General features: G+C 72.6%; 13 protein-coding genes, 1 tRNA gene and 1 pseudogene. 10 read left to right on the top strand and 5 right to left on the bottom strand.

The window, feature by feature from the left end:
• Window positions 1–210: 210 nt before the first annotated feature.
• The 4 genes and pseudogenes from CUT83_RS26720 to CUT83_RS26705 form a co-directional block, all read left to right on the top strand.
• Window positions 211–2,607: pseudogene (locus CUT83_RS26720) on the top strand (sodium-translocating pyrophosphatase); the annotation flags it as partial.
• Between the two features lie 351 nt (window positions 2,608–2,958).
• Window positions 2,959–3,537 (top strand): small secreted protein, encoded by a 579-nt coding sequence (locus CUT83_RS26715; protein WP_240958074.1) that lies wholly within the window; start codon window positions 2,959–2,961, stop codon window positions 3,535–3,537.
• Between the two features lie 168 nt (window positions 3,538–3,705).
• The gene (locus CUT83_RS26710) at window positions 3,706–5,292 is read left to right on the top strand and encodes a DUF7059 domain-containing protein (RefSeq protein ID WP_101258389.1); all 1,587 of its coding nucleotides are present in this window, start codon (window positions 3,706–3,708) and stop codon (window positions 5,290–5,292) included.
• Between the two features lie 128 nt (window positions 5,293–5,420).
• Window positions 5,421–5,618 carry a hypothetical protein gene (locus tag CUT83_RS26705; protein ID WP_101258489.1) on the top strand — a complete coding sequence of 66 codons (198 nt, stop codon included), beginning with the start codon at window positions 5,421–5,423 and terminating at the stop codon, window positions 5,616–5,618.
• Window positions 5,619–5,733: 115 nt separating this feature from the next.
• On the opposite strand, the gene CUT83_RS26700 is transcribed toward CUT83_RS26705, so the two are convergent.
• The 3 genes from CUT83_RS26700 to CUT83_RS26690 form a co-directional block, all read right to left on the bottom strand.
• Window positions 5,734–5,979, bottom strand: coding sequence for a TM2 domain-containing protein (locus tag CUT83_RS26700; protein WP_101258388.1), 246 nt, complete (start codon window positions 5,977–5,979; stop codon window positions 5,734–5,736).
• A gap of 224 nt (window positions 5,980–6,203) precedes the next feature.
• Window positions 6,204–6,611 carry a DUF2752 domain-containing protein gene (locus tag CUT83_RS26695; protein ID WP_240958076.1) on the bottom strand — a complete coding sequence of 136 codons (408 nt, stop codon included), beginning with the start codon at window positions 6,609–6,611 and terminating at the stop codon, window positions 6,204–6,206.
• A 113-nt stretch (window positions 6,612–6,724) separates the two neighbouring features.
• Window positions 6,725–7,198 carry a TM2 domain-containing protein gene (locus CUT83_RS26690; protein WP_101258387.1) on the bottom strand — a complete coding sequence of 158 codons (474 nt, stop codon included), beginning with the start codon at window positions 7,196–7,198 and terminating at the stop codon, window positions 6,725–6,727.
• 412 nt (window positions 7,199–7,610) lie between these two features.
• Between CUT83_RS26690 and topA the strand changes: the two genes are divergently transcribed.
• The 5 genes from topA (at window position 7,611) to CUT83_RS26665 (ending at window position 17,165) form a co-directional block, all read left to right on the top strand.
• A complete protein-coding gene (gene topA, locus CUT83_RS26685) occupies window positions 7,611–10,487 on the top strand; it encodes a type I DNA topoisomerase (RefSeq protein WP_101258386.1) in 2,877 nt (958 codons plus the stop codon).
• 127 nt (window positions 10,488–10,614) lie between these two features.
• Complete coding sequence (gene tmk, locus CUT83_RS26680) at window positions 10,615–13,833, top strand: dTMP kinase (RefSeq protein ID WP_101258385.1); 3,219 nt, start codon at window positions 10,615–10,617, stop codon at window positions 13,831–13,833.
• A gap of 219 nt (window positions 13,834–14,052) precedes the next feature.
• Complete coding sequence (locus CUT83_RS26675) at window positions 14,053–15,282, top strand: DNA polymerase III subunit delta' (RefSeq protein WP_101258384.1); 1,230 nt, start codon at window positions 14,053–14,055, stop codon at window positions 15,280–15,282.
• Window positions 15,283–15,357: 75 nt separating this feature from the next.
• Window positions 15,358–16,962, top strand: a complete 1,605-nt coding sequence (locus tag CUT83_RS26670; RefSeq protein WP_101258383.1) for an alpha/beta hydrolase — start codon at window positions 15,358–15,360, stop codon at window positions 16,960–16,962.
• Window positions 16,963–17,091: 129 nt separating this feature from the next.
• A tRNA-Thr gene (locus CUT83_RS26665) sits at window positions 17,092–17,165 on the top strand.
• 129 nt (window positions 17,166–17,294) lie between these two features.
• Here the strand turns inward: CUT83_RS26665 and CUT83_RS26660 are convergent.
• Both CUT83_RS26660 and CUT83_RS26655 read right to left on the bottom strand, forming a co-directional pair.
• A complete protein-coding gene (locus CUT83_RS26660; protein WP_101258382.1) occupies window positions 17,295–18,917 on the bottom strand; it encodes a tyrosine-type recombinase/integrase in 1,623 nt (540 codons plus the stop codon).
• On the bottom strand, window positions 18,914–19,594 hold the full coding sequence (locus tag CUT83_RS26655; protein ID WP_101258381.1) for a helix-turn-helix transcriptional regulator: 681 nt from the start codon (window positions 19,592–19,594) through the stop codon (window positions 18,914–18,916). Before CUT83_RS26655 ends, CUT83_RS26660 begins: the two co-directional genes overlap by 4 nt.
• A gap of 96 nt (window positions 19,595–19,690) precedes the next feature.
• On the opposite strand from CUT83_RS26655, the gene CUT83_RS26650 reads away from it, so the two are divergent.
• Window positions 19,691–19,921: a hypothetical protein gene (locus tag CUT83_RS26650; protein WP_101258380.1), complete on the top strand. Its 231-nt coding sequence runs from the start codon at window positions 19,691–19,693 to the stop codon at window positions 19,919–19,921.
• Window positions 19,922–20,044: the final 123 nt, after the last annotated feature.

Below are 20,044 nucleotides of genomic sequence, written 5' to 3'. Positions count from 1 at the left end.
TTTTCTTCCGTGTCGCCGGAGAGGAATATCTCGGCCGTCCAGGGGAATTATCTCCGGTGCCCGCTATTCGATCTTTGCGGGTGCGGACCGGCAGGAAATACCGCACTCTGTTGTGAGACGAAGCAGCTCCCTACAATCCGTCCACATCTTTGCAGCAGGACGCCTGAGCGTGCTTGCGCGCGCCCATGTGCCAAACGTCAAGGAGGACGAATGGCGGGGCACCACACCCCTTTGCAGGCTTTCCAGCCTTTCCAGGACCGGCTACAACTGGCCGATGCCGTGCTCACCAGCGGCAACCGCGGCCTGGTGCTGGTGATCGCGCTCGTCGCCGCGGCAGCCCTGGCGGTCGCCGTGGTGCTGGTACGTCAAGTGCTCGCCGCGGGCGAGGGCACCGACAGCATGAAGGAGATCGCATCCGCCGTACAGGAAGGCGCGAACGCCTACCTCGCGCGGCAGTTGCGCACTCTCGGCATATTCGCCGTCGTGGTCTTCTTCCTGTTGATGTTGCTCCCGGCCGACGGTATGGGACAGCGAATCGGACGCTCGGCGTTCTTCCTGGTCGGTGCCGCTTTCTCGGCGGCCACCGGCTATATCGGCATGTGGCTGGCCGTACGCAGCAACGTACGGGTCGCGGCCGCCGCCCGGGAGGCGACTCCCGGTGAGGGAGAACCCGCGAAGGACCTGACCGAGGTGTCCCACCGGGCGATGAAGATCGCCTTCCGTACGGGCGGGGTCGTCGGCATGTTCACCGTCGGCCTCGGTCTGCTCGGGGCCGCCGTCGTGGTGCTCGTCTACGCCGCCGACGCGCCCAAGGTGCTGGAGGGCTTCGGTCTGGGAGCCGCCCTGATCGCGATGTTCATGCGAGTGGGCGGCGGCATCTTCACCAAGGCCGCCGACGTGGGCGCGGACCTCGTCGGCAAGGTCGAGAAGGGCATCCCCGAGGACGACCCGCGCAACGCCGCCACCATCGCGGACAACGTCGGCGACAACGTCGGCGACTGCGCGGGCATGGCCGCCGACCTCTTCGAGTCCTACGCCGTCACCCTGGTGGCCGCGCTCATCCTGGGCACGGTCGCCTTCGGCGACGCGGGGCTGGCCTTCCCCCTGCTCGTCCCGGCGATCGGCGTCCTCACCGCCATGATCGGCGTCTTCGCGGTCGCGCCGCGCCGCGCCGACCGCAGCGGGATGACCGCCATCAACCGCGGCTTCTTCATCTCCGCGGTGATCTCCCTGGTCCTGGTGGCCGTCGCGGCGTTCGTCCACCTGCCGGGCAGCTTCGGCGAACTGGAGGGTGTCACCGACACCGCCATCGCCGGCCACGACGGCGACCCGCGCGTCTTCGCGCTGGTCTCGGTCGCCATCGGCATCGTGCTCGCCGCGCTGATCCAGCAGCTCACCGGCTACTTCACCGAACCGAGCCGCAGGCCCGTGCGGGACATCGGCAAGACCTCGCTGACCGGTCCCGCCACCGTGGTCCTCTCCGGTATCTCCATCGGTCTGGAGTCCGCCGTCTACACGGCGCTGCTGATCGCGCTCAGCGTCTACGGCGCCTTCCTGCTGGGCGGCGCCTCCATCATGCTGGCGCTGTTCGCCGTCGCCCTGGCGGGCACCGGCCTGCTCACCACCGTCGGCGTCATCGTCGCGATGGACACCTTCGGACCGGTCTCCGACAACGCCCAGGGCATCGCCGAGATGTCCGGTGACGTCGAGGGTGCGGGCGCCCAGGTGCTCACCGACCTCGACGCGGTGGGCAACACCACCAAGGCCATCACCAAGGGCATCGCCATCGCCACCGCGGTCCTGGCCGCCGCCGCCCTCTTCGGCTCCTACCGCGACGCGATCGCCGGCGCGGTGTCGGACGTGGGCGCCCGGGCCGGGGAGCTGGGCCTGAGCCTGGACATCTCGCAGCCGAACAACCTGGTCGGCCTGATCCTCGGGGCCTCCGTCGTCTTCCTCTTCTCCGGGCTGGCCATCAACGCCGTCTCCCGGTCGGCGGGCTCGGTGGTCTTCGAGGTGCGGCGCCAGTTCCGCGAGCGGCCCGGGATCATGGACTACAGCGAGAAGCCCGAGTACGGCCGGGTGGTGGACATCTGCACCAAGGACGCGCTGCGCGAACTGGCCACTCCCGGCCTGCTGGCCGTCATGGCGCCCATAGCGGTCGGCTTCACACTCGGCGTCGGCGCGCTCGGCTCGTTCCTCGCCGGCGCCATCGGCGCGGGCACGCTGATGGCGGTCTTCCTCGCCAACTCCGGCGGGGCCTGGGACAACGCCAAGAAACTGGTCGAGGACGGGCACCACGGCGGCAAGGGCAGCGAGGCGCACGCCGCGACGGTCATCGGCGACACGGTCGGCGACCCGTTCAAGGACACCGCGGGTCCCGCGATCAACCCGCTGCTGAAGGTGATGAACCTGGTGGCGCTGCTGATCGCGCCCGCCGTGGTGCAGCTCAGCTACGGCGACGACGCCAGCGCCGGCGTGCGGGCCGCCATCGCGCTCCTCGCCCTCGGGATCATCGTCGGGGCGGTCTACGTCTCCAAGCGGCGCGGTATCGCGGTCGGCGGCGAGGACGGTGAAGGCGGTGAAGGCGGTGAAGTCGGCGGGAAGGACGTCGGCGGCACGGCCGGACGCACTTCCCGGGCGCCGGGTTCCTCCGGCTCCCCGGGCCCGTCGGGGCCGTCGGGTCCCTCAGGCCCCTCAGGTCCTTCCGAGCCCGGTGCCCCGGTGGCGGCGCCGTAGCGGGTCCGGCGGGGCTTCGTACGGAAGCCCCGGCGCATGGCGGTGGGCGGAGCGCCAGGGCTCCGCCCACCGCCATGCGCCGGGGGCGGGCCGTGTGAGATGCGCTCAACGCAAATGGGTATCCAAGCCTTATATATGACTTATTCACCCCGCCGGCCCGCGGCCGGTGAACCTCCTGCGTGTATGTTCCGGGCCGAACACCCACGAAGGGATCGATCCGGAGTGAACAAGAAGCTTGCTGCCGCGCTGTCCGGCACCGCGGTGCTCGTGCTCGCCCTGAGCGGGTGCGGCGACGAGGGCAACGAGAAGGCCGAGCGATGGGCCCAGGAGTACTGCGGCTCGCTGCAGAAGCAGAACAAGACCATCGACGGCGCCAACCAGGCACTCGCGCGGATCACCGAGGGGGACAAGGCCCCCAAGGAGGTCAAGAAGACCGACGTGGAGGCCTTCGGCGACCTCTCCACCGCCTACAAGGCCCTGTCCGCCGCCGTGCGCAAGGCGGGCGTCCCGCCGCTGGAGGACGGCTCCCGGATCCAGAAGAACGCGATCAAGCGGCTCGACGCGCTGTCGGCCACGTACGCGGACCTCCGCGAGCGGGCCGAGGCCCTGAACGAGAAGGACCGGTCGGAGTTCGCCGACGGGCTGCAGGACATCGCCGGGGAGATGGACAAGCTCCCCAAGCAGTTCGGTGAGGTGGAGAAGGCGCTGGGGGAGTTCCGGCAGGGCGATCTCCAGGAGGCGATAGCGGGTCAGAAGGGCTGCCGGAGGCCGTCGCCGGCGCCGTCCGCCTCGGCGGCGTAGCGGAGAGCGGTCAGCGGAGGGCGGCGGCGGAAGGCAGCGGCGGAAGGCAGGGAACGGGGGAGCCGGAGAGGCCGGAGGACAGCCCCGGAAGCGGCCCCGGAGGCAGCCCGGGAACAGGGGCGCGCGGGGGCTTACGTACGCCGGGGCGCTCCGCGTGACAATGGGGAGGTGAGTGACCGCCTCCCCACCCCCGGACCCGCCCTCCCCCGGCTGCGCGATGCCTTCCTCGCCGCCGGCTTCACCCCCGACGGGCTGCTGGAACTGCTCGGCGCCCCCGCCTACGCGGCCCTGGCCCGCAACGAGACCGTCCCCGCGCTGCGCGCCACGCGCGGCGGCGGGCGGCTGGAGACGCTGGTGCGGCTGTTCCTGCTCCAGCGGCCGGTGCCGTACGAACGGGCCCGCTCGGCGCTCCCGGCCGACGACGCGCTCACCGACGGCTGGCTGCGCCGCCACACCGGAGCCGGCACGGACGCGGGCGGAGACGGCGACGCCGTATCCGCCACCGTGGACGTTCGCCCGTACGCCGGACTGGAGGGGCTGAACTGGTGGATCGTCTCCGACCTCGGCTGCGCGGTCGGCGGAGCCGGCGGCATCCGTACGGCCGAGGACGCCGGTACGGGCCCGGCTGCGGGCACGGCCGGCCGGTCGCGGCTCGTCCTCGGCGTCGGCGGCGCCTCGACGACCCTGGCGGGCATCACCGTGCGCACCCCCGTGGCCCGCGCCCTGGACCTGGGCACCGGCTCCGGCGTCCAGGCCCTGCACGCCGCCCGGCACGCCGGCTCCGTCACCGCCACCGACCTCAACCCCCGCGCCCTGCGCCTGGCCCGGCTCACCCTCGCCCTCTCCGGAGCGCCCGAGGCCGAGCTGCGCGAGGGCTCCCTCTTCGAGCCGGTCGAGGGCGAGGCGCCCTACGACCTGATCGTCTCCAACCCGCCCTTCGTCATCTCCCCCCGTGCGGCGGACGGCACCCGTCTGACCTACCGCGACGGCGGCATGGGCGGCGACGACCTGTGCCGCACCCTCGTCGGGCGCTCCGCCGCCCACCTCGCCGACGGCGGCTACTGCCAGCTGCTGGCCAACTGGCGGCACATCGAGGGCCGGGACTGGAGCGAGCGGCTGGCCTCCTGGGTGCCGGAGGGCTGCGACGCCTGGATCGTGCAGCGTGAGGTGCAGGACATCGCCCAGTACGCCGAGCTGTGGCTGCGCGACGCCGGCGAGCACCTGGGCGACCCGGCCGCGTACGCAGCGCACTACGACGCCTGGCTGGAGGAGTTCGAGGCCGGCGGCACCACCGGTGTCGGCTTCGGCTGGATCACCCTGCGCAAGTCGGGCGCGCGGCACCCTTCGGTCACCGTCGAGGAGTGGCCGCACCCGGTGGAGCAGCCGCTCGGCGAGGAGGTGCGTGCCCACTTCGAGCGCCGGGACTTCCTGCGCACCGCGGACGACGCGGCCCTGCTCGCCACCCACTTCGTGCTGGCCGACGAGGTCGCCCAGGAACAGATCGGCAGGCCCGGCGCGGACGACCCGGAGTACGTGGTGCTCCGTCAGAACCGCGGCATGCGGCGCGCGACGAGGGTGGACACGGTCGGCGCGGGCTTCGCCGGCGTGTGCGACGGATCGCTTCCGGCCGGCCGCATCGTCGACGCCATCGCCCAGCTCCTCGGCGAGGACCCGGTGGGGCTGCGCGACCGCACCCCGGAGTCCATCCGCCTCCTGGTCGAGCAGGGCTTCCTGCTGCCCGCGGGGGAGGAGTAGGGGGCGGGGGCGGTACGGAACCGCCGGGGCGGGCGGACCGGATGTTTGGCCGGAGCTCGCCCGGCTGTCCGAACGGCGTTCACCCGGCGTTCTCCGCCGCGATCCCCGCGGGTGCCACCGTGCTCCGCATGGAAAGCGGACCCGCCGTCTTCGCCGGAGCGGCCTTCACCCTGTTCGGCGCCGGACTGCTGCTGTGGACCTCGGTGCGCGTACGACTGCGTGAGCCGGTCGCCGACGGGGCCGAGCAGGTCACCGCGGCCGTGCTCGCCTCGGTGTTCGGTGCGGCCTTCCTGGCCGCCGGGCTCTGGACGTTCACACGCCTGTGAACCGTCCGCCCCGCTCCTCAGGGAGCGGGGCGGGGGCGGCCCGTGCCTCCTGACGTCAGGAGGCACGGGCCGCCGGGGTGCGCGCGCCTTCACGGCGCCGGTCGCCACCAGGCCGTCAGCCGCGCAGGACGCGGCCCTGCTTGTCGGTGCGGTCGTTGCTGGTGAGGAAGAGGATTCCGTCGATCAGCGACCAGAAGCCCAGACCGCCGCAGGTCAGCAGCTGTGCGACCGCCATGCCGGTGTGGCCGGTGTAGAAACGGCCGATACCCAGGCCACCCAGGAAGATCTGCAGCAGACCAGCGGTGATCTTGGACTTGTCGGAGTACGGCTGGCCGTTGGGCGCGGTACCGGAGAACGCCATGGGTGGCTCCTTCGTGCTTCAGATGGGGACACGCCACGGCCGCTGATGTCATGTACCAGACGCACCGTGGCGGAATCCCAGACCGCCGAGACCCGGCGAAGGTTGCGGCGAATCCGAGGTCGTGATCGAACAGTGATCCGACGGCACGTCACTTACCTGCGAAAACGTCCGGCATCCGGACTTCCCGCAGACGGTGGGCAGCCGGCGGAGGCCGCCGGCCGGGCTCAGCCGACCAGGTTGCGCACCACCGCCCACGCCACGGCCGTCCCCAGCACCACCGCCGTGCCGACCTTCCCCAGCTTCGGCCGGTAGCGGCGCCCGAGCAGCCCCTCCACCAGCCAGCGCCCGCCGAAGTACGCGGCGGCCGGGACGCCGAGGGTCAACAGCAGGGCGTTGTCGTGGAAGGCCGCGACGACGTCCCCGTGCATCAGGTCGTACGTCATGCGGGTGCCGCCGCACGCCGGACACAGCAGCCCGGTCACCACGTTGAACGGGCAGCGCGGCAGCCACTGCCCGGCCTGGTGCGGGTTGGTCCCCCACAGGTAGACCGCACCGGCCAGTCCGGCCGCGAGCGCGCCCAGCGGCGGCGCGGCGGGGTGTGTGCGCAGGGTGCGCACGGCACGGGAGAACACCCCGGCGCCCCGGCTCCCGTCCGTCCCCGCGGTCCCTTCCGCTCCTCTAGCCTCTTCCGTTTCTGTTTCCGTTTCCGTTTCCGTCCTCCCGGACACCATGGTCATCGCACTCATCAGCTCCGCAGCACGCGGCCCTGCGCGTCCGTGGGGCTGTCCTGGGTGAGCAGCATGATCCCGTCGATCAGCGACCAGACGCCGCAGCCGCCGCAGGTGAACAGCTGGCCGAGGGCCAGACCGGTGTGACCGGTGTAGAAACGCCCGATGCCGAAGCCACCCAGGAAGAGGGAGAGGACACCCGCCACGACCTTGGACTTGTCGGAGTACGGGCGGCCGTAGGGGTCGTAGCCGTACGGGGCGTTCGGGTCACCGGTGTAGCCGCCCGGTGCGGGCGGCGGGGTCTGCTGCGGGTAGCCGTACTCCGGCTGGCCGGGCTGCTGGGGGTAGCCGTACCCGGGCTGGCCCGGCTGCTGCGGGTAGCCGTACGCGGGCTGACCGGGCTGGCCGGGCTGGCCCGGCTGCTCGGCGTAGGGGTTGTTCTGCGGCTGCTGGGGGTGGCCGTACGGGTTCTGCGAGCTGGGGTCGGACATGGGAAGTTCCCCCGATGTGTGGCTGGGACGGACAGACGGCCACATCTTGCCAGCCGGTGCGGGGGCGCAGGAATGGCGGCCGCCGGGTTACCGTTCGAGTAACCGAGCGGTGAAGGCTCCGCCGGACGGCCCGGAGGCCCGGACACCCGCCCATCGCCGCGCTCCGGCGGGCACGGCGCCGGGATCCGGACGGCGGATCCGGTGAATCCGGTGAATCCGGTGAACCCGGGGAGATGGTTATCTCATCGGGTTACCGTTCGAGTGGCGTTGTGGACTTTTCCCGTTTGACACGGGGGCGGGAGGTACCGTCACACTCCGCAGCGAGAGCGCAGCCGCACGAAAGCGTGAAACACGCCGAGAGCAGACCGACCCGACGAAGCGGGATCACCGACCGGAGAAGAGCGAGAAGAAGTTGTCCCCGACCAGCAAGACCGCAGACGGCGGGCGCCGACTCGTGATCGTCGAGTCGCCGGCCAAGGCCAAGACGATCAAGGGCTACCTCGGTCCTGGCTACGTGGTCGAGGCCAGCGTCGGGCACATCCGCGACCTGCCGAACGGAGCCGCCGAGGTCCCCGCCAAGTACAAGGGCGAGTCCTGGGCCCGGCTCGGCGTCAACGTCGACCACGACTTCGAGCCGCTCTACGTCGTCAACAGCGACAAGAGGGACCAGGTCAAGAAGCTCAAGCAGCTCCTGGCGGAGTCCGACGAGCTGTTCCTGGCCACCGATGAGGACCGCGAGGGCGAGGCCATCGCCTGGCACCTCCAGGAGGTGCTCAGGCCCAAGGTCCCGGTGCGCCGGATGGTCTTCAACGAGATCACCAAGGACGCCATCCGGGCCGCCGTCTCCAACACCCGCGAGCTGAACCAGCGTCTGGTCGACGCCCAGGAGACCCGCCGCATCCTCGACCGGCTCTACGGCTACGAGGTCTCCCCGGTGCTGTGGAAGAAGGTCATGCCGCGCCTGTCGGCGGGCCGTGTGCAGTCCGTCGCCACCCGCCTGGTCGTCGAGCGCGAGCGCGAGCGCATCGCCTTCCGCTCCGCCGAGTACTGGGACCTGACCGGCACCTTCGCCACCGGTCGCTCCGGCGACGCCGCCGACCCGGCCTCCCTCACCGCCCGGCTGAGCGCCGTGGACGGCCGCCGCGTCGCCCAGGGCCGCGACTTCGGCCCCGACGGGCGGCTCAAGGGCGGCTCCGGCTCCGGCTCCGGCGACAAGGGGAACGTCCTGCACCTGGACGAGGCCGCCGCCCGCGCGCTGGCCGCCGCCCTGGAGGGCGCCGACTTCGCCGTCCGCTCGGTGGAGTCCAAGCCGTACCGCCGCTCGCCGTACGCCCCCTTCCGCACGACCACCCTCCAGCAGGAGGCCAGCCGCAAGCTCGGCTTCGGTGCGAAGGTGACCATGCAGGTGGCGCAGAAGCTGTACGAGAACGGCTTCATCACCTACATGCGCACGGACTCCACCACCCTGTCCGACACCGCCGTCGCCGCCGCCCGCGCCCAGGTCACCCAGCTCTACGGCGCCGACTACCTGCCCGAGCGCCCCCGCACCTACGCGAGCAAGGTCAAGAACGCGCAGGAGGCCCACGAGGCGATCCGCCCCTCCGGCGACCGCTTCCGCACCCCCGCCGAGACGGGCCTGACCGGCGACCAGTTCAGGCTGTACGAGCTGATCTGGAAGCGGACGGTCGCCTCCCAGATGAAGGACGCCACCGGGCAGTCCGTCACGGTCAAGGTCGGCGGTCGCGGTACGGACGGCCGGGACGCCGAGTTCAGCGCCTCCGGCAAGGTCATCACCTTCCACGGCTTCCTCAAGGCCTACGTCGAGGGCGCCGACGACCCCGGCGCCGACCTCGACGACCGCGAGCGCCGTCTGCCGCGCGTCGAGGAGGGCGACCCGCTGACCGCCACCGCGATGTCCGCGGACGGCCACGCCACCAAGCCCCCGGCCCGCTACACCGAGGCCACGCTGGTCAAGGAGCTGGAGGAGCGCGAGATCGGTCGCCCCTCCACCTACGCGTCGATCATCAGCACCATCCTCGACCGCGGATACGTCTTCAAGAAGGGCACCGCGCTCGTCCCCTCCTTCCTCTCCTTCGCCGTCGTCGGCCTGCTGGAGAAGCACTTCGGCCGCCTGGTCGACTACGACTTCACCGCCAAGATGGAGGACGACCTCGACCGCATCGCCGCCGGCGAGGCCGAGGCCGTGCCGTGGCTGCGCCGCTTCTACTTCGGCACCGACGAGCCGGGCGCCGAGGGCACCGCCGCCGCGGCGGCCGGGAACGGCGACGGCGACCACCTCGGCGGACTGAAGGAGCTGGTCTCCGACCTCGGCGCGATCGACGCCCGGGGCGTCTCCTCCTTCCCCGTCGGGGAGGGCATCGTGCTGCGGGTGGGCCGCTACGGCCCCTACGTCGAGGAGCCGCCGGCCGCCGAGGGCGAGACCGGCCGCCGCGCCGACGTGCCCGCCGACCTGCCGCCGGACGAGCTGACGGCGGAGTACGCCCGGGAGCTGCTGGCCAAGCCCAGCGGCGAGTTCGAGCTGGGCACCGACCCGGAGACGGGCCGCCCCATCGTGGCCAAGGACGGCCGCTACGGGCCGTACGTCACCGAGGTGCTGCCCGAGGGCACCCCGAAGACCGGCAAGAACGCCGTCAAGCCGCGCACGGCATCGCTGCTGAAGTCGATGTCCCTGGACACCGTCACCCTCGACGACGCGCTGAAGCTGCTCTCCCTGCCGCGCGTGGTCGGCACCGACCCCGACAGCGGCCAGGAGATCACCGCGCAGAACGGCCGCTACGGGCCGTACCTGAAGAAGGGGACCGACTCCCGCTCGCTCCAGAGCGAGGAGCAGATCTTCGCCATCACCCTGGACGAGGCGCTGGCGATCTACGCCCAGCCCAAGCAGCGCGGCCGGGCCGCGGCCAAGCCGCCGCTGAAGGAGTTGGGCACCGACCCGGCCAGCGAGCGCCCGGTGGTGGTCAAGGACGGCCGCTTCGGCCCCTACGTCACCGACGGCGAGACCAACGCCACACTGCGCCGCGACGACGACGTGGAGACGATCACACCGGAGCGCGCGTACGAACTGCTGGCGGAGAAGCGCGCCAAGGGGCCGGCGAAGAAGACCGCCAAGAAGACCGCCAAGAAGACCACCGCCAAGAAGACCACCGCGAAGAAGACCACCGCGAAGAAGGCAGCGGCCAAGAAGACCGCTGCCAAGAAGACGACGGCCAAGAAGACCGCCGCGAAGAAGACGACCGCCCGGAACACCGCGGCGGCCGACGCGGAGTAGCCCCGCGGGGCAGGCATACGGACGGCACGTGCGGGAACCTTCCGCACGTGCCCGTCCGTATCAGCTTCCCCGGCCGCTCCTCCGGCCGCATCGCCGCCCCCGTATCCCCGACCGATAGGCTGGCGGGATGACGCGTGCAGAGCAGCCACCGGTCGTGTCCTCCACCTCCGACGCCCTGGCCGCGGACTCCCGCGAGCGCGCCGTACGGGCCCTGCTGAGGCATGCCCCCCTGCGCCGGCTGTGGGGCGCACAGCTCGCCGGCGGGGTCGGCGACGCACTCGCCCTGCTGGTCCTGGTGCTGCTGGCCCTCCAGACGGCCGTCGCCGTACCGGCCATGGGAGGCGCCCCCGTCCTGGGCGGCGGCTACCGCGGCGTGGCGCTCGCCGTCGCCGCCGTCCTCGCCGTCCGGCTGCTGGCCACCCTGCTCTTCGGCGCCGTACTGCTGGGCCCGCTCTCCTCCCTCACCGCGGACTCCGGCGGCGTGCTCGACCGCCGCTGGACCATGATCGGGGCGGACGGCGTACGGCTGGCGCTGATGATCGTCGCGCCGCTGTGGATCGACTGGACCCCCGACCAGGCGTTCGCGTTCCTGCTGGTCACCGTCTTCCTCACCGGGGTCGCCGAACGGGTCCGGGGTGTGGCCAAGGACAGCGCCGCCCCCACGCTGCTGCCCGCGCCGCCCCCCGAGGGCGCGGCGGTGCGCCCCCTGCCGGACCACCACGACGCGCTGCGCCGCCTGTGGCTGCGCACGGGCTTCCTGGCCATCCCGGCGGCCGCCGCGGGACTGGTCGCGATCACCCTGGTCGGCAACCTGCTGGGCGCGGGCATCGAGTGGTTCACCACCCACCAGGCGGCACTGGCGTCGTACGCCGCCGCCGGCCTGTTCTCCGCGTCGATCGCCCTGCTGTACTTCCTGCACCTGCCCGGCGGCGACACCCCGCGCCCCCGCTCCCCGCTGGAGGGCCTGCGCCGCCCCCGCACCGGCAGGCCGGAGAAGGGCGCCGACGGAAAGACCGTCCGCAAGGCCGTGGACAGGGGCCGCACCGGCGCCGCCCCGCTGCTCGTCCTGACCGGCGCCTGCGTGGCCGCCGCGGTCGCCGCGGCCGCCGCGCTCGCGGTGCTGCACGCCATGGACCTGGGCGGCGGCCCGGTCCTGTTCGGGCTGTTCGTCCTGGCACTGACCGCGGGCACCGCCGCGGGGGTGCGCCGGGCCCCGCGCGTACTGCCCGCACTGTCCCGCAGGCGGCTGCTCGCCCTGTCCGTCGCGCTGGCCGGCCTGGCCCTGCTCGCGGCCGGGCTGACCCCCGACACCACCGCCGTACTGCTGCTGCTCCTGCTCGCGGGCCTGTCCGCCGGGGTCGCCGCGAACACCGGGCACACCCTCCTGGACGAGGAGACCGAGGAGTCCCGCCGCGCCCGGATGACCGACCACCTGCACGCCTCCGTGCACGTCGCCGTCGCGCTCGCGGCCGTCGCCGCGCCCGTGCTGGCGGCCCTCATCGGTCCGCACCGGGTCGCCGGCGGCGACTTCGTCTTCGCCCACGGCGGCGCGGCCTTCACACTGATGCTGACCGGCGCGCTGCTGCTGCCGGTGGCGGCCCTCGTCCTGGTCCGCCTCGACGACCGGCAGGGCGTACCGCTGCGGCGCGACCTGCGCGAGGCGTTCGGCGGCGGTGCCGAGCCGCTCCAGGCCCCCTCGCCCACCGGCTTCTTCATCGCCCTGGAGGGCGGCGACGGCGCGGGCAAGTCCACGCAGGTGGAGGCGCTGGCCGAGTGGATCCGCTCCAAGGGCCACGAGGTCGTCGTCACCCGCGAGCCGGGCGCGACCCCGATCGGCAAGCGGCTGCGCTCGATCCTGCTGGACGTCTCCTCCGCCGGTCTGTCGCACCGCGCCGAGGCCCTGCTCTACGCCGCCGACCGGGCCGAGCACGTCGACTCGGTCGTCCGCCCGGCCCTGGAGCGCGGCGCGGTCGTCATCACCGACCGCTACGTCGACTCCTCCGTCGCCTACCAGGGCGCCGGGCGCGACCTGTCGCCGACGGAGGTCGCCCGGATCTCCCGCTGGGCCACCGGCGGGCTCGTGCCCCATCTGACCGTACTGCTGGACATCTCCCCGGAGACCGCCCGCGAGCGGTTCACCGAGGCGCCCGACCGGCTGGAGTCGGAGTCCGCCGAGTTCCACCGGCGGGTCCGCTCCGGCTTCCTCGCCCTGGCCGCCGCCGACCCCACCCGCTACCTGGTGGTGGACGCGGGCCTGGAGCCCGAGGCCGTCACCACGGTGGTGCGGCACCGGCTCGACCAGGTGCTGCCGCTGTCCGAGGCCGAGATCGCCGCCCGTGAGGAGGCGCGCCGCAGGGCCGAGGAGGAGGCCCGCAGGCGTGCGGAGGAGGAGGCCGCGCGCAAGGCCGAGGAGGAGCGCCTGGAGCGCGAGCGCCAGGAGCGTCTGGAGCGGCTGCGCGCCGAGGAGGAGGAGCGCAGGAAGCGCGAGGAGGAGGAAGCCCGGCGCCGCGAGGAACTGCGCAGGGCCGAGGAGGCCCGGCAGCGAGCCGAGGAGGCCCGCCGCCGGGCGGAGGAGGAGCGCGCCCGCCGGGAGGCCGAGGAGCGCGCCCGCCGCCAGGAGGAGGAGCGCAGGCGCCGCATGGCCGAGGAGGAGGCCCGGCTGCGGGCCGAGGCCGAGGAGCGCCGGCTGGAGAAGCAGCGCAAGGCCGAGGAGGCCCTGCTCCGCGCCGAGCAGGCCCGCAGGGCCGCCGAGGCGGAGGAGACGGCCCGCCGGGGACGGGAGTCCCTGGAGGCGGGACGCAGGCACTCGCTGCGCAAGGACGAGACGCCGGGTGCCGGTGCCGGTACCGGCACCGGAAACGGCGGGAGCGAGGCCGACGAGACCACCGTCCTGCCGAGGGTCTCGCCGGACGCGGAGGAGACGGTCGTCCTGCCGCAGCAGGCTCCCCCGGCTCCCCCGGCTCCCCCGGCTCCCCCGGCTCCCCCGGCTCCTCCGGCTCCCCCGGCTCCTCCGGCTCCCCCGGCTCCTCCGGCGGGGCCGACAGCGGCCCCGGGGGACGAGACCACCCCGCTGCCGCGGGTGGCGCCCGGGGAGCAGGCCCCGTCGTGGTCGCTGCGCAAGGACGAGCCCGGCGCCGAGCCCCCGCCCGCCCCGCCCGCCGCGGAGGAGGAGCGCACCCGGGAGCTGCCGCAGGTCGACGAGACGGGCCGTCCCCGCCGCCGCCCCGAGTGGGCGGAGGAGACGCCGATGGACGACCTGCCCACCCTCGCCGACGAACTCCTCGGACCCCACCAGGAGTTCACCGACGACGAGGAGGACGGCCGGCGACGCGGCCGCCGGGGCTGACGCCCCGCGGGGCCCGCGGGCCGGGGCGCGGCGCGGGCCGGCCGTCCGCGGCTGTCACAGCAGTGCGGAACAATGGCGGGGAAGCCGTCCGGCGCCGTCCGGCGCCGTCCGGCGCCGAACGGCGGACGGCACCGGACGGCACCGGACGGCACTGAGCGGACCGAATGGGCCACCCGGGCCGGACGGCTCGGGCGACGCGCGGAGGGAGGGCGGCGGGACATGGCCGTATGGGACGACCTGGTCGGACAGGACAGGGTCGTGGAACAGCTCACCGCGGCGGCGCGCGACGCCGACGCGTACGTCACGGCCGCCGCCTCCGGTGAGGACGGGGACCGGGCGCCGGGACCGGCCGGGCTCTCCGGCTCGGCGATGACCCACGCCTGGCTGTTCACCGGCCCGCCCGGCTCCGGCCTGGCGACCGCCGCCCGTGCCTTCGCCGCCGCCCTGCAGTGCGTCAGCCCCGACCGCGCCCTGGGCGGCGCACCCGGCTGCGGCTTCTGCGACGGCTGCCACACGGCGCTGATCGGCACGCACGCCGACGTCGAGGTGGTCCGCGCGTCCGGGCTCAGCACCGGGGTCGGCGACACCCGAGAGCTGGTGCGCCGCGCCCAGCTCTCCCCGTCCGGAGGCCGCTGGCAGGTGGTCATCCACGAGACCGCCGACCGGCTCACCGAGCAGGCCGCCAACGCTCTCCTCAAGGCCGTCGAGGAGCCCGCCGCCCGCACGGTGTGGCTGCTGTGCGCGCCCTCGGCCGACGACGTCCTGCCCACCATCCGCTCCCGCTGCCGCCATCTGGTGCTGCGCACACCGCCGGTGGACGCCGTCGCCGACATGCTGATCCGGCGCGACGGCATCGAGCCGGACGTGGCGGTGGCCGCCGCCCGCGCCACCCAGGGCCACATCGACCGGGCCCGGCGCCTGGCCACCGACGCGCGGGCCCGTACGCGCCGCGCGGCCGTCCTCGCCCTGCCCACCCGGATGGACGACATCGGCGACGCGCTCCGGGCCGCCCAGCAACTGGTCGACGCGGCCGGCGAGGACGCCAAGGAGGCCGTCGAGGAGGCGGACGCCAAGGAGACCGAGGAGATGCGCGCCGCACTCGGCGCCTCCGAGGGCGGCCGGCTGCCGCGCGGTACGGCAGGAGTGATGAAGGACCTGGAGAAGCGGCAGAAGAGCCGCGCCACCCGCGCCCAGCGCGACTCCCTCGATCTCGCCCTGCTCGACCTCACCGCCTTCTACCGCGACGTGCTGGTCCGTCAGCTCGGCACACAGATGATGATCGCCAACGAGGACGTCCGCGACGCGGTGGAGCGGATCGCCTCCTCCACCCGTCCGGAGCAGACGCTGCGCCGCATGGAGGCGGTACTGGAGTGCCGCCGCGCCATCGAGCGCAATGTGGCCCCACTGCTGGCCGTTGAGGCGATGGCGGTGGCGCTCCGCGCGGGCTGACCTCCTCCTCGGCCACCGCTGACCCCGGCGGCGGCTCACCCCCTGGCGGCTCCGGCCCGTATACGCTCCAAGGTCATGGACACCAGGCGTCTGCTCCGTACCGGTGGCGTCGCGTTCGCGACGGCCGCGCTGTTGCTGTCGGGCTGCTCCGGTTCGGACGATCCGGAGCCCGAGCGCGGCTCCGAGCCCTCCCGTTCGTCGTCACGCCCCTCGGACGACCGCGCGGTCAGTCCGGCCAAGCCGCTCCAGCCGCTGCCCGAGGCGATTCCGGCGAACCTCGAGCCGTACTACGAGCAGAAGCTGAGCTGGAAGGACTGCGGCGTCTCCGGCTTCCAGTGCTCCGAGCTGAAGGTGCCGCTGGACTACGCCGCGCCGAAGAAGTCCGAGGACCTGAAACTCGCCGTCACCCGCAAGAAGGCCTCCGGCCCCGGAAAGCGGCTGGGCACCCTGCACGTCAACCCGGGAGGCCCGGGCGGCTCCGCCGTCGACTACGTTCAGCTCGCGGCGGGCGTCGGCTACCCGGCCCCGGTGCGCGCCCGGTACGACATCGTCGGCATGGACCCGCGCGGCGTGGCCCGCAGCGAGCCCATCGAGTGCCTGACGGACAAGGAGATGGACGAATACGTCCGCACCGACGTCACCCCCGACGACAAGGGCGAGATCGACAAGCTGGCGGCGGCCTTCGAGAAGTTCGCGGAGGGTTGCGAGAAGCGGGAGGGCGACCTGCTCGGCCATGTCTCGACCGTCGAGGCCGCCCGCGACATGGACGTCCTGCGCCAGGTGCTCGGTGATGACAAGCTGACCTACTTCGGAGCCTCCTACGGCACCTACCTCGGCGCCACCTACGCCGGGCTCTTCCCGTCCCGTGTCGGCCGGCTCGTCCTGGACGGCGCCATGGACCCCTCGCTCACCGCCGAGCAGCTCAACCTCGACCAGACCGCGGGGTTCGACACCGCCTTCACCGCCTTCGCCGAGGACTGCGTCAAGCTCGACGACTGCCCCCTGGGCAACGGGAGCGTCAAGGAGGCGGGCGAGCGCCTGAGCGCCTTCTTCGAGAAGACGGACGACAGGCCGCTCGCCACGGGCCAGTCGCGGAAACTGACCGAGTCGCTGGCCACGATCGGCGTGCTGAACGCCATGTACACCGAGTACTACTGGCCGAAGCTGCGCTCGGCGCTCACCGCCGCGCAGAAGGGCGACGGCGCGGAGCTGCTGTCGCTGGCCGACGACTACTACGAGCGCGGCGCCGACGGCGGTTACGGCAACATCATGTACGCCAACGCCGCCGTGAACTGCCTGGACCTGCCCGCCCCCTTCAAGAGCCAGGCCGAGGCCGAGAAGGCCGTCCCGGACTTCCGCGAGGCGTCCGAGGTCTTCGGCCGCAACTTCGCCTGGACGGCCCTGAACTGCACGTACTGGCAGCACCCGCCCACCGGTGAGCCCCACCGCATCGAGGCCGAGGGCGCCGCCCCCATCCTGGTCGTCGGCACCACCCGGGACCCGGCGACCCCCTACAAGTGGTCCCAGGGCCTGGCCGAGCAGCTCTCCTCGGCGACCCTGCTGACGTACGAGGGCGACGGCCACACGGCGTACGTGCGTGGCAGCGACTGCGTCGACTCGGCGGTCAACGCCTACCTGCTGCGGGGGAAGGTCCCCGCCGACGGCAAGAAGTGCTCCTGACCCCCTGCCCCCCCCGCCCCCCTGCCCCCTGGTCCGCTGACCCCTGATTCCCGCCCCGCACCGAATCCGGTGCGGGGCACCCCCGGGCACTGTGTAGACTTGGGCGCGCTGCGGTTCGCCGCACGCATCGCCGCCTTAGCTCAGTCGGCCAGAGCGACGCACTCGTAATGCGTAGGTCAAGGGTTCGATTCCCTTAGGCGGCTCCGAGGAACCCCAGGTCAGATAGCCTCTGACCTGGGGTTTTCTGCTGCTCGGGGCATGGCGCGTCACACGGCCGGAGCGTCGTGGGGTGGCTCGCGTGAGCGATGCGTGAGCGGAGGGGCAGGCGGGCCCTACTTCCTGGGCTTCTTCCGCTTGGCCTTCGGGCTCTTCTTCTCGCCCTCGGCCTGGGTCTTCCTGGCTCGCTCGGCCTTCTTCCGGGCTTTCTCCGCCTTGCGCGCGGCCTCTTCCGCTTCCGCCTTGCGTCGGAGGGGGACGAGTCTGGCGGTGGCCTCGGCGGCGTTCTTGCCGACGTGGGGGAGGACGCTCTGGTAGATGTCCCGCGTGATCCGGGTGTCGCTGTGCCCGAGGGTGTCCGACACGATCTTGATGTCGATGTCGGCGGCGAGCATGAGCGTGGCCGCACCGTGCCGGAGATCGTGCAGCCGGATCGGCGGGAGGCCGGAGGCCGCGACAAGCCGCTCGAAGAGGTCGGTGACCTTGCCGGGGTGCAGCCAGGAGCCGTCTTCCTGGGTGAAGACGAGGCCGGTCTCGACCCAGGCGGAGCCCCACTCCGCGCGGTCCGCCTCCTGTTGCCTGCGGTGCCGCTCCAGCACGCCGACGGTGTCGTCATCCAGGGCCACGACGCGGAAGCCGCTGTCGGTCTTCGGCTCCGACGCCTCCACGCCCCACCCGTCCTGCACGAGCTGACCGGCGACCGTGAGGGAGTGGCGGTCGAGATTGGTCTCCGACCAGGGCTGGCCGCACGCCTCACCGCGGCGCAGGCCGCGGAAGGCGATCAGGTGCCACATGGCGTACAGCCGGTCCTCGGCCACGAAGTCGAGGAACGCACCCGTCTGCTCCGGCGTCCAGACCATGACGGGGGAGGGCTTCTCGCCGGTCTCCTGCCACCGGGCGACCCGCTCGTCCGTCCACACCAGGGCCTTCGGCTTGCGGACGGGGTCGATCTCGACGTGGGCCGCCGGGTTGAACGTGATGATCTGCCGGCCGATCGCGTCGTTCAGGGCGGCACGGAGCGTGGCCTTGATGTGCTGGCGCGTCGCGGGTCCGGTGACGCGGCGGAAGGGCGGCATGGCGTCGATCGCCGCCTTCATGGCCTTGCGACGGGCCCGGTTCTCCGCGCCCTTCCACGGCACAGTCGCCAACTCTTCGACCGCTGCGCGCCGCTGGGCGTTCTGCTCCAGGATCTCGGCGTTGGCGTCGGTGATGGCGGTGAACATCTCGCTGAGGTGGCTGACGCGCAGCCGGTCGAGGCGCCGGTCCCCGATGCGCGGCTTGAGGTGGACGCGGACATCGGTCTCGTAGCGGCTGATGCCTGACTTCCGGATGCGCTTGCCGGCGAGCCACCGATCCAGCCATTCACCCACGGTGAGGCTGCCGACGAGGTCCTGGCCGGCGTTGAGGCGCCGCCTCGTCTCCTCTACATCGGGGAGCGGCAGCTTGTCGCGGCTGATCCCGGACAGCATCTCGGCGATCAGCTGGACGCCCTCGGGGTCGTCTGCCTCGGCGAGGCCGAGGAGGGCGCGTACGTGGTCGAGATCGGCCTGGGCCGCCCTGAGGCTGCTGTACCCGCCCCGTGCGAAGGAGCGCCGGCCCCCGTCCTCGCGGGGTGGCAGCTCCTGGCGTATGGAGTACGTGCAGTGGTTCCTGCTGTTGCGCCTGGGGCAGGAAGAGCCGAGTTCCTTGCCGGTTCTCGGGTCGCGGCACGAGCAGCGGCGGTAGGTGGAGCCCTTCAAAGGCGTTCCTCCGGGGTGGTGTCGGCGTCTGCTTCGGGCGGGTCGACGTCGCCCAGCGCGGGTGGCAGATCGGGTGGGGTAGCGCCGTCCTCGCGGAGTCGGCGGCGGAGGTGGCGAAGGCTGTATTTGGCGGAGATGGCCTGGTCGGCGTACTGGGTCCGCTTGCGCTCGGCTTCTTCCTGCTGGGCGCGGCTGGTGGCGGTCTTGGCTGCGAACCGTGCCCGTTCTTCTTCGTCGAGTGCGGCGAGGGCGGTTTGTACGAGGCTGGCGTGGTGCTCGAAGTCGGGGACCAGGCCGGCGTCGTAGCCGGGCACTTCCTCCTCGCCGGTGAAGCGGCGCAGCGCGTCCCAGGTGGGGACGAGGTCCTGGAACGGAAGTTCCTGCGTCCGGTCCACGTATCCGACCGGGAAGATCAGGCAGACCGGGTACGTCTCCAGGGCAGCTGCCAGGACCATGACGTCCACCAGCGGCAGACTGGCCCGGCGGCCGGACTCCATGTTGGCGATCACGTTGCGCGGGATGGGGTGTCCGAGCCGTTCGCACCGGTCCGCCAGGTCCTGCGCGCTCCACCCCATCTCCTTCCTTCTCCGCCGGACTTCGCCGGCCACGTTGGCCTTGATCCGGTCCGCCCACTCGGGAACGTCGTCCTCTTCATCATCGAAGCCGATTTGTGTCACAGAGACACATTAACTTGACCATCCTGGTTGGTGGACGCCTGGAGCCGGACGTGATGGGCACGTTCGCCGAGGGCGGTACCGAAAGGGGCGCAGTGCATGCGCGAAGACGCGGCAACTGGACGGTCGAAGGGGATGAGCCGGGAGGAGCTGCTGTCCCTTCCCGTGGCCGTTGACCTGGACACAAGCAACCGCGCACTCGGGCTCGGGCGCAGCAAGGGCTACGAGCTGGCCAAGCGGGGCACCTATCCGTGCAAGGTCCTGCGGCTGGGCAACGCCTACCGGGTCGTGACCGCGGACCTGCTTCAGCTACTCGGGCTGGCGGCGTGAGGGGGCGGCAGCGTAGCAGGCGATTCTGCGTTGAGCTGACACAGAAGCGCTGGACTGTTGCCGGGCGTGGACGTACGGTCCGTGTTCCCTCGCGATGGCCTGGCGCCCGCGAGACGGCAAGGA

Source organism: Streptomyces barkulensis (genome assembly GCF_002843305.1).
GTDB classification, from domain to species: domain Bacteria; phylum Actinomycetota; class Actinomycetes; order Streptomycetales; family Streptomycetaceae; genus Streptomyces; species Streptomyces barkulensis.
The sequence above is the reverse complement of the archived record's forward strand: the minus strand, read 5'-3'. Positions and strand labels throughout refer to the sequence as shown.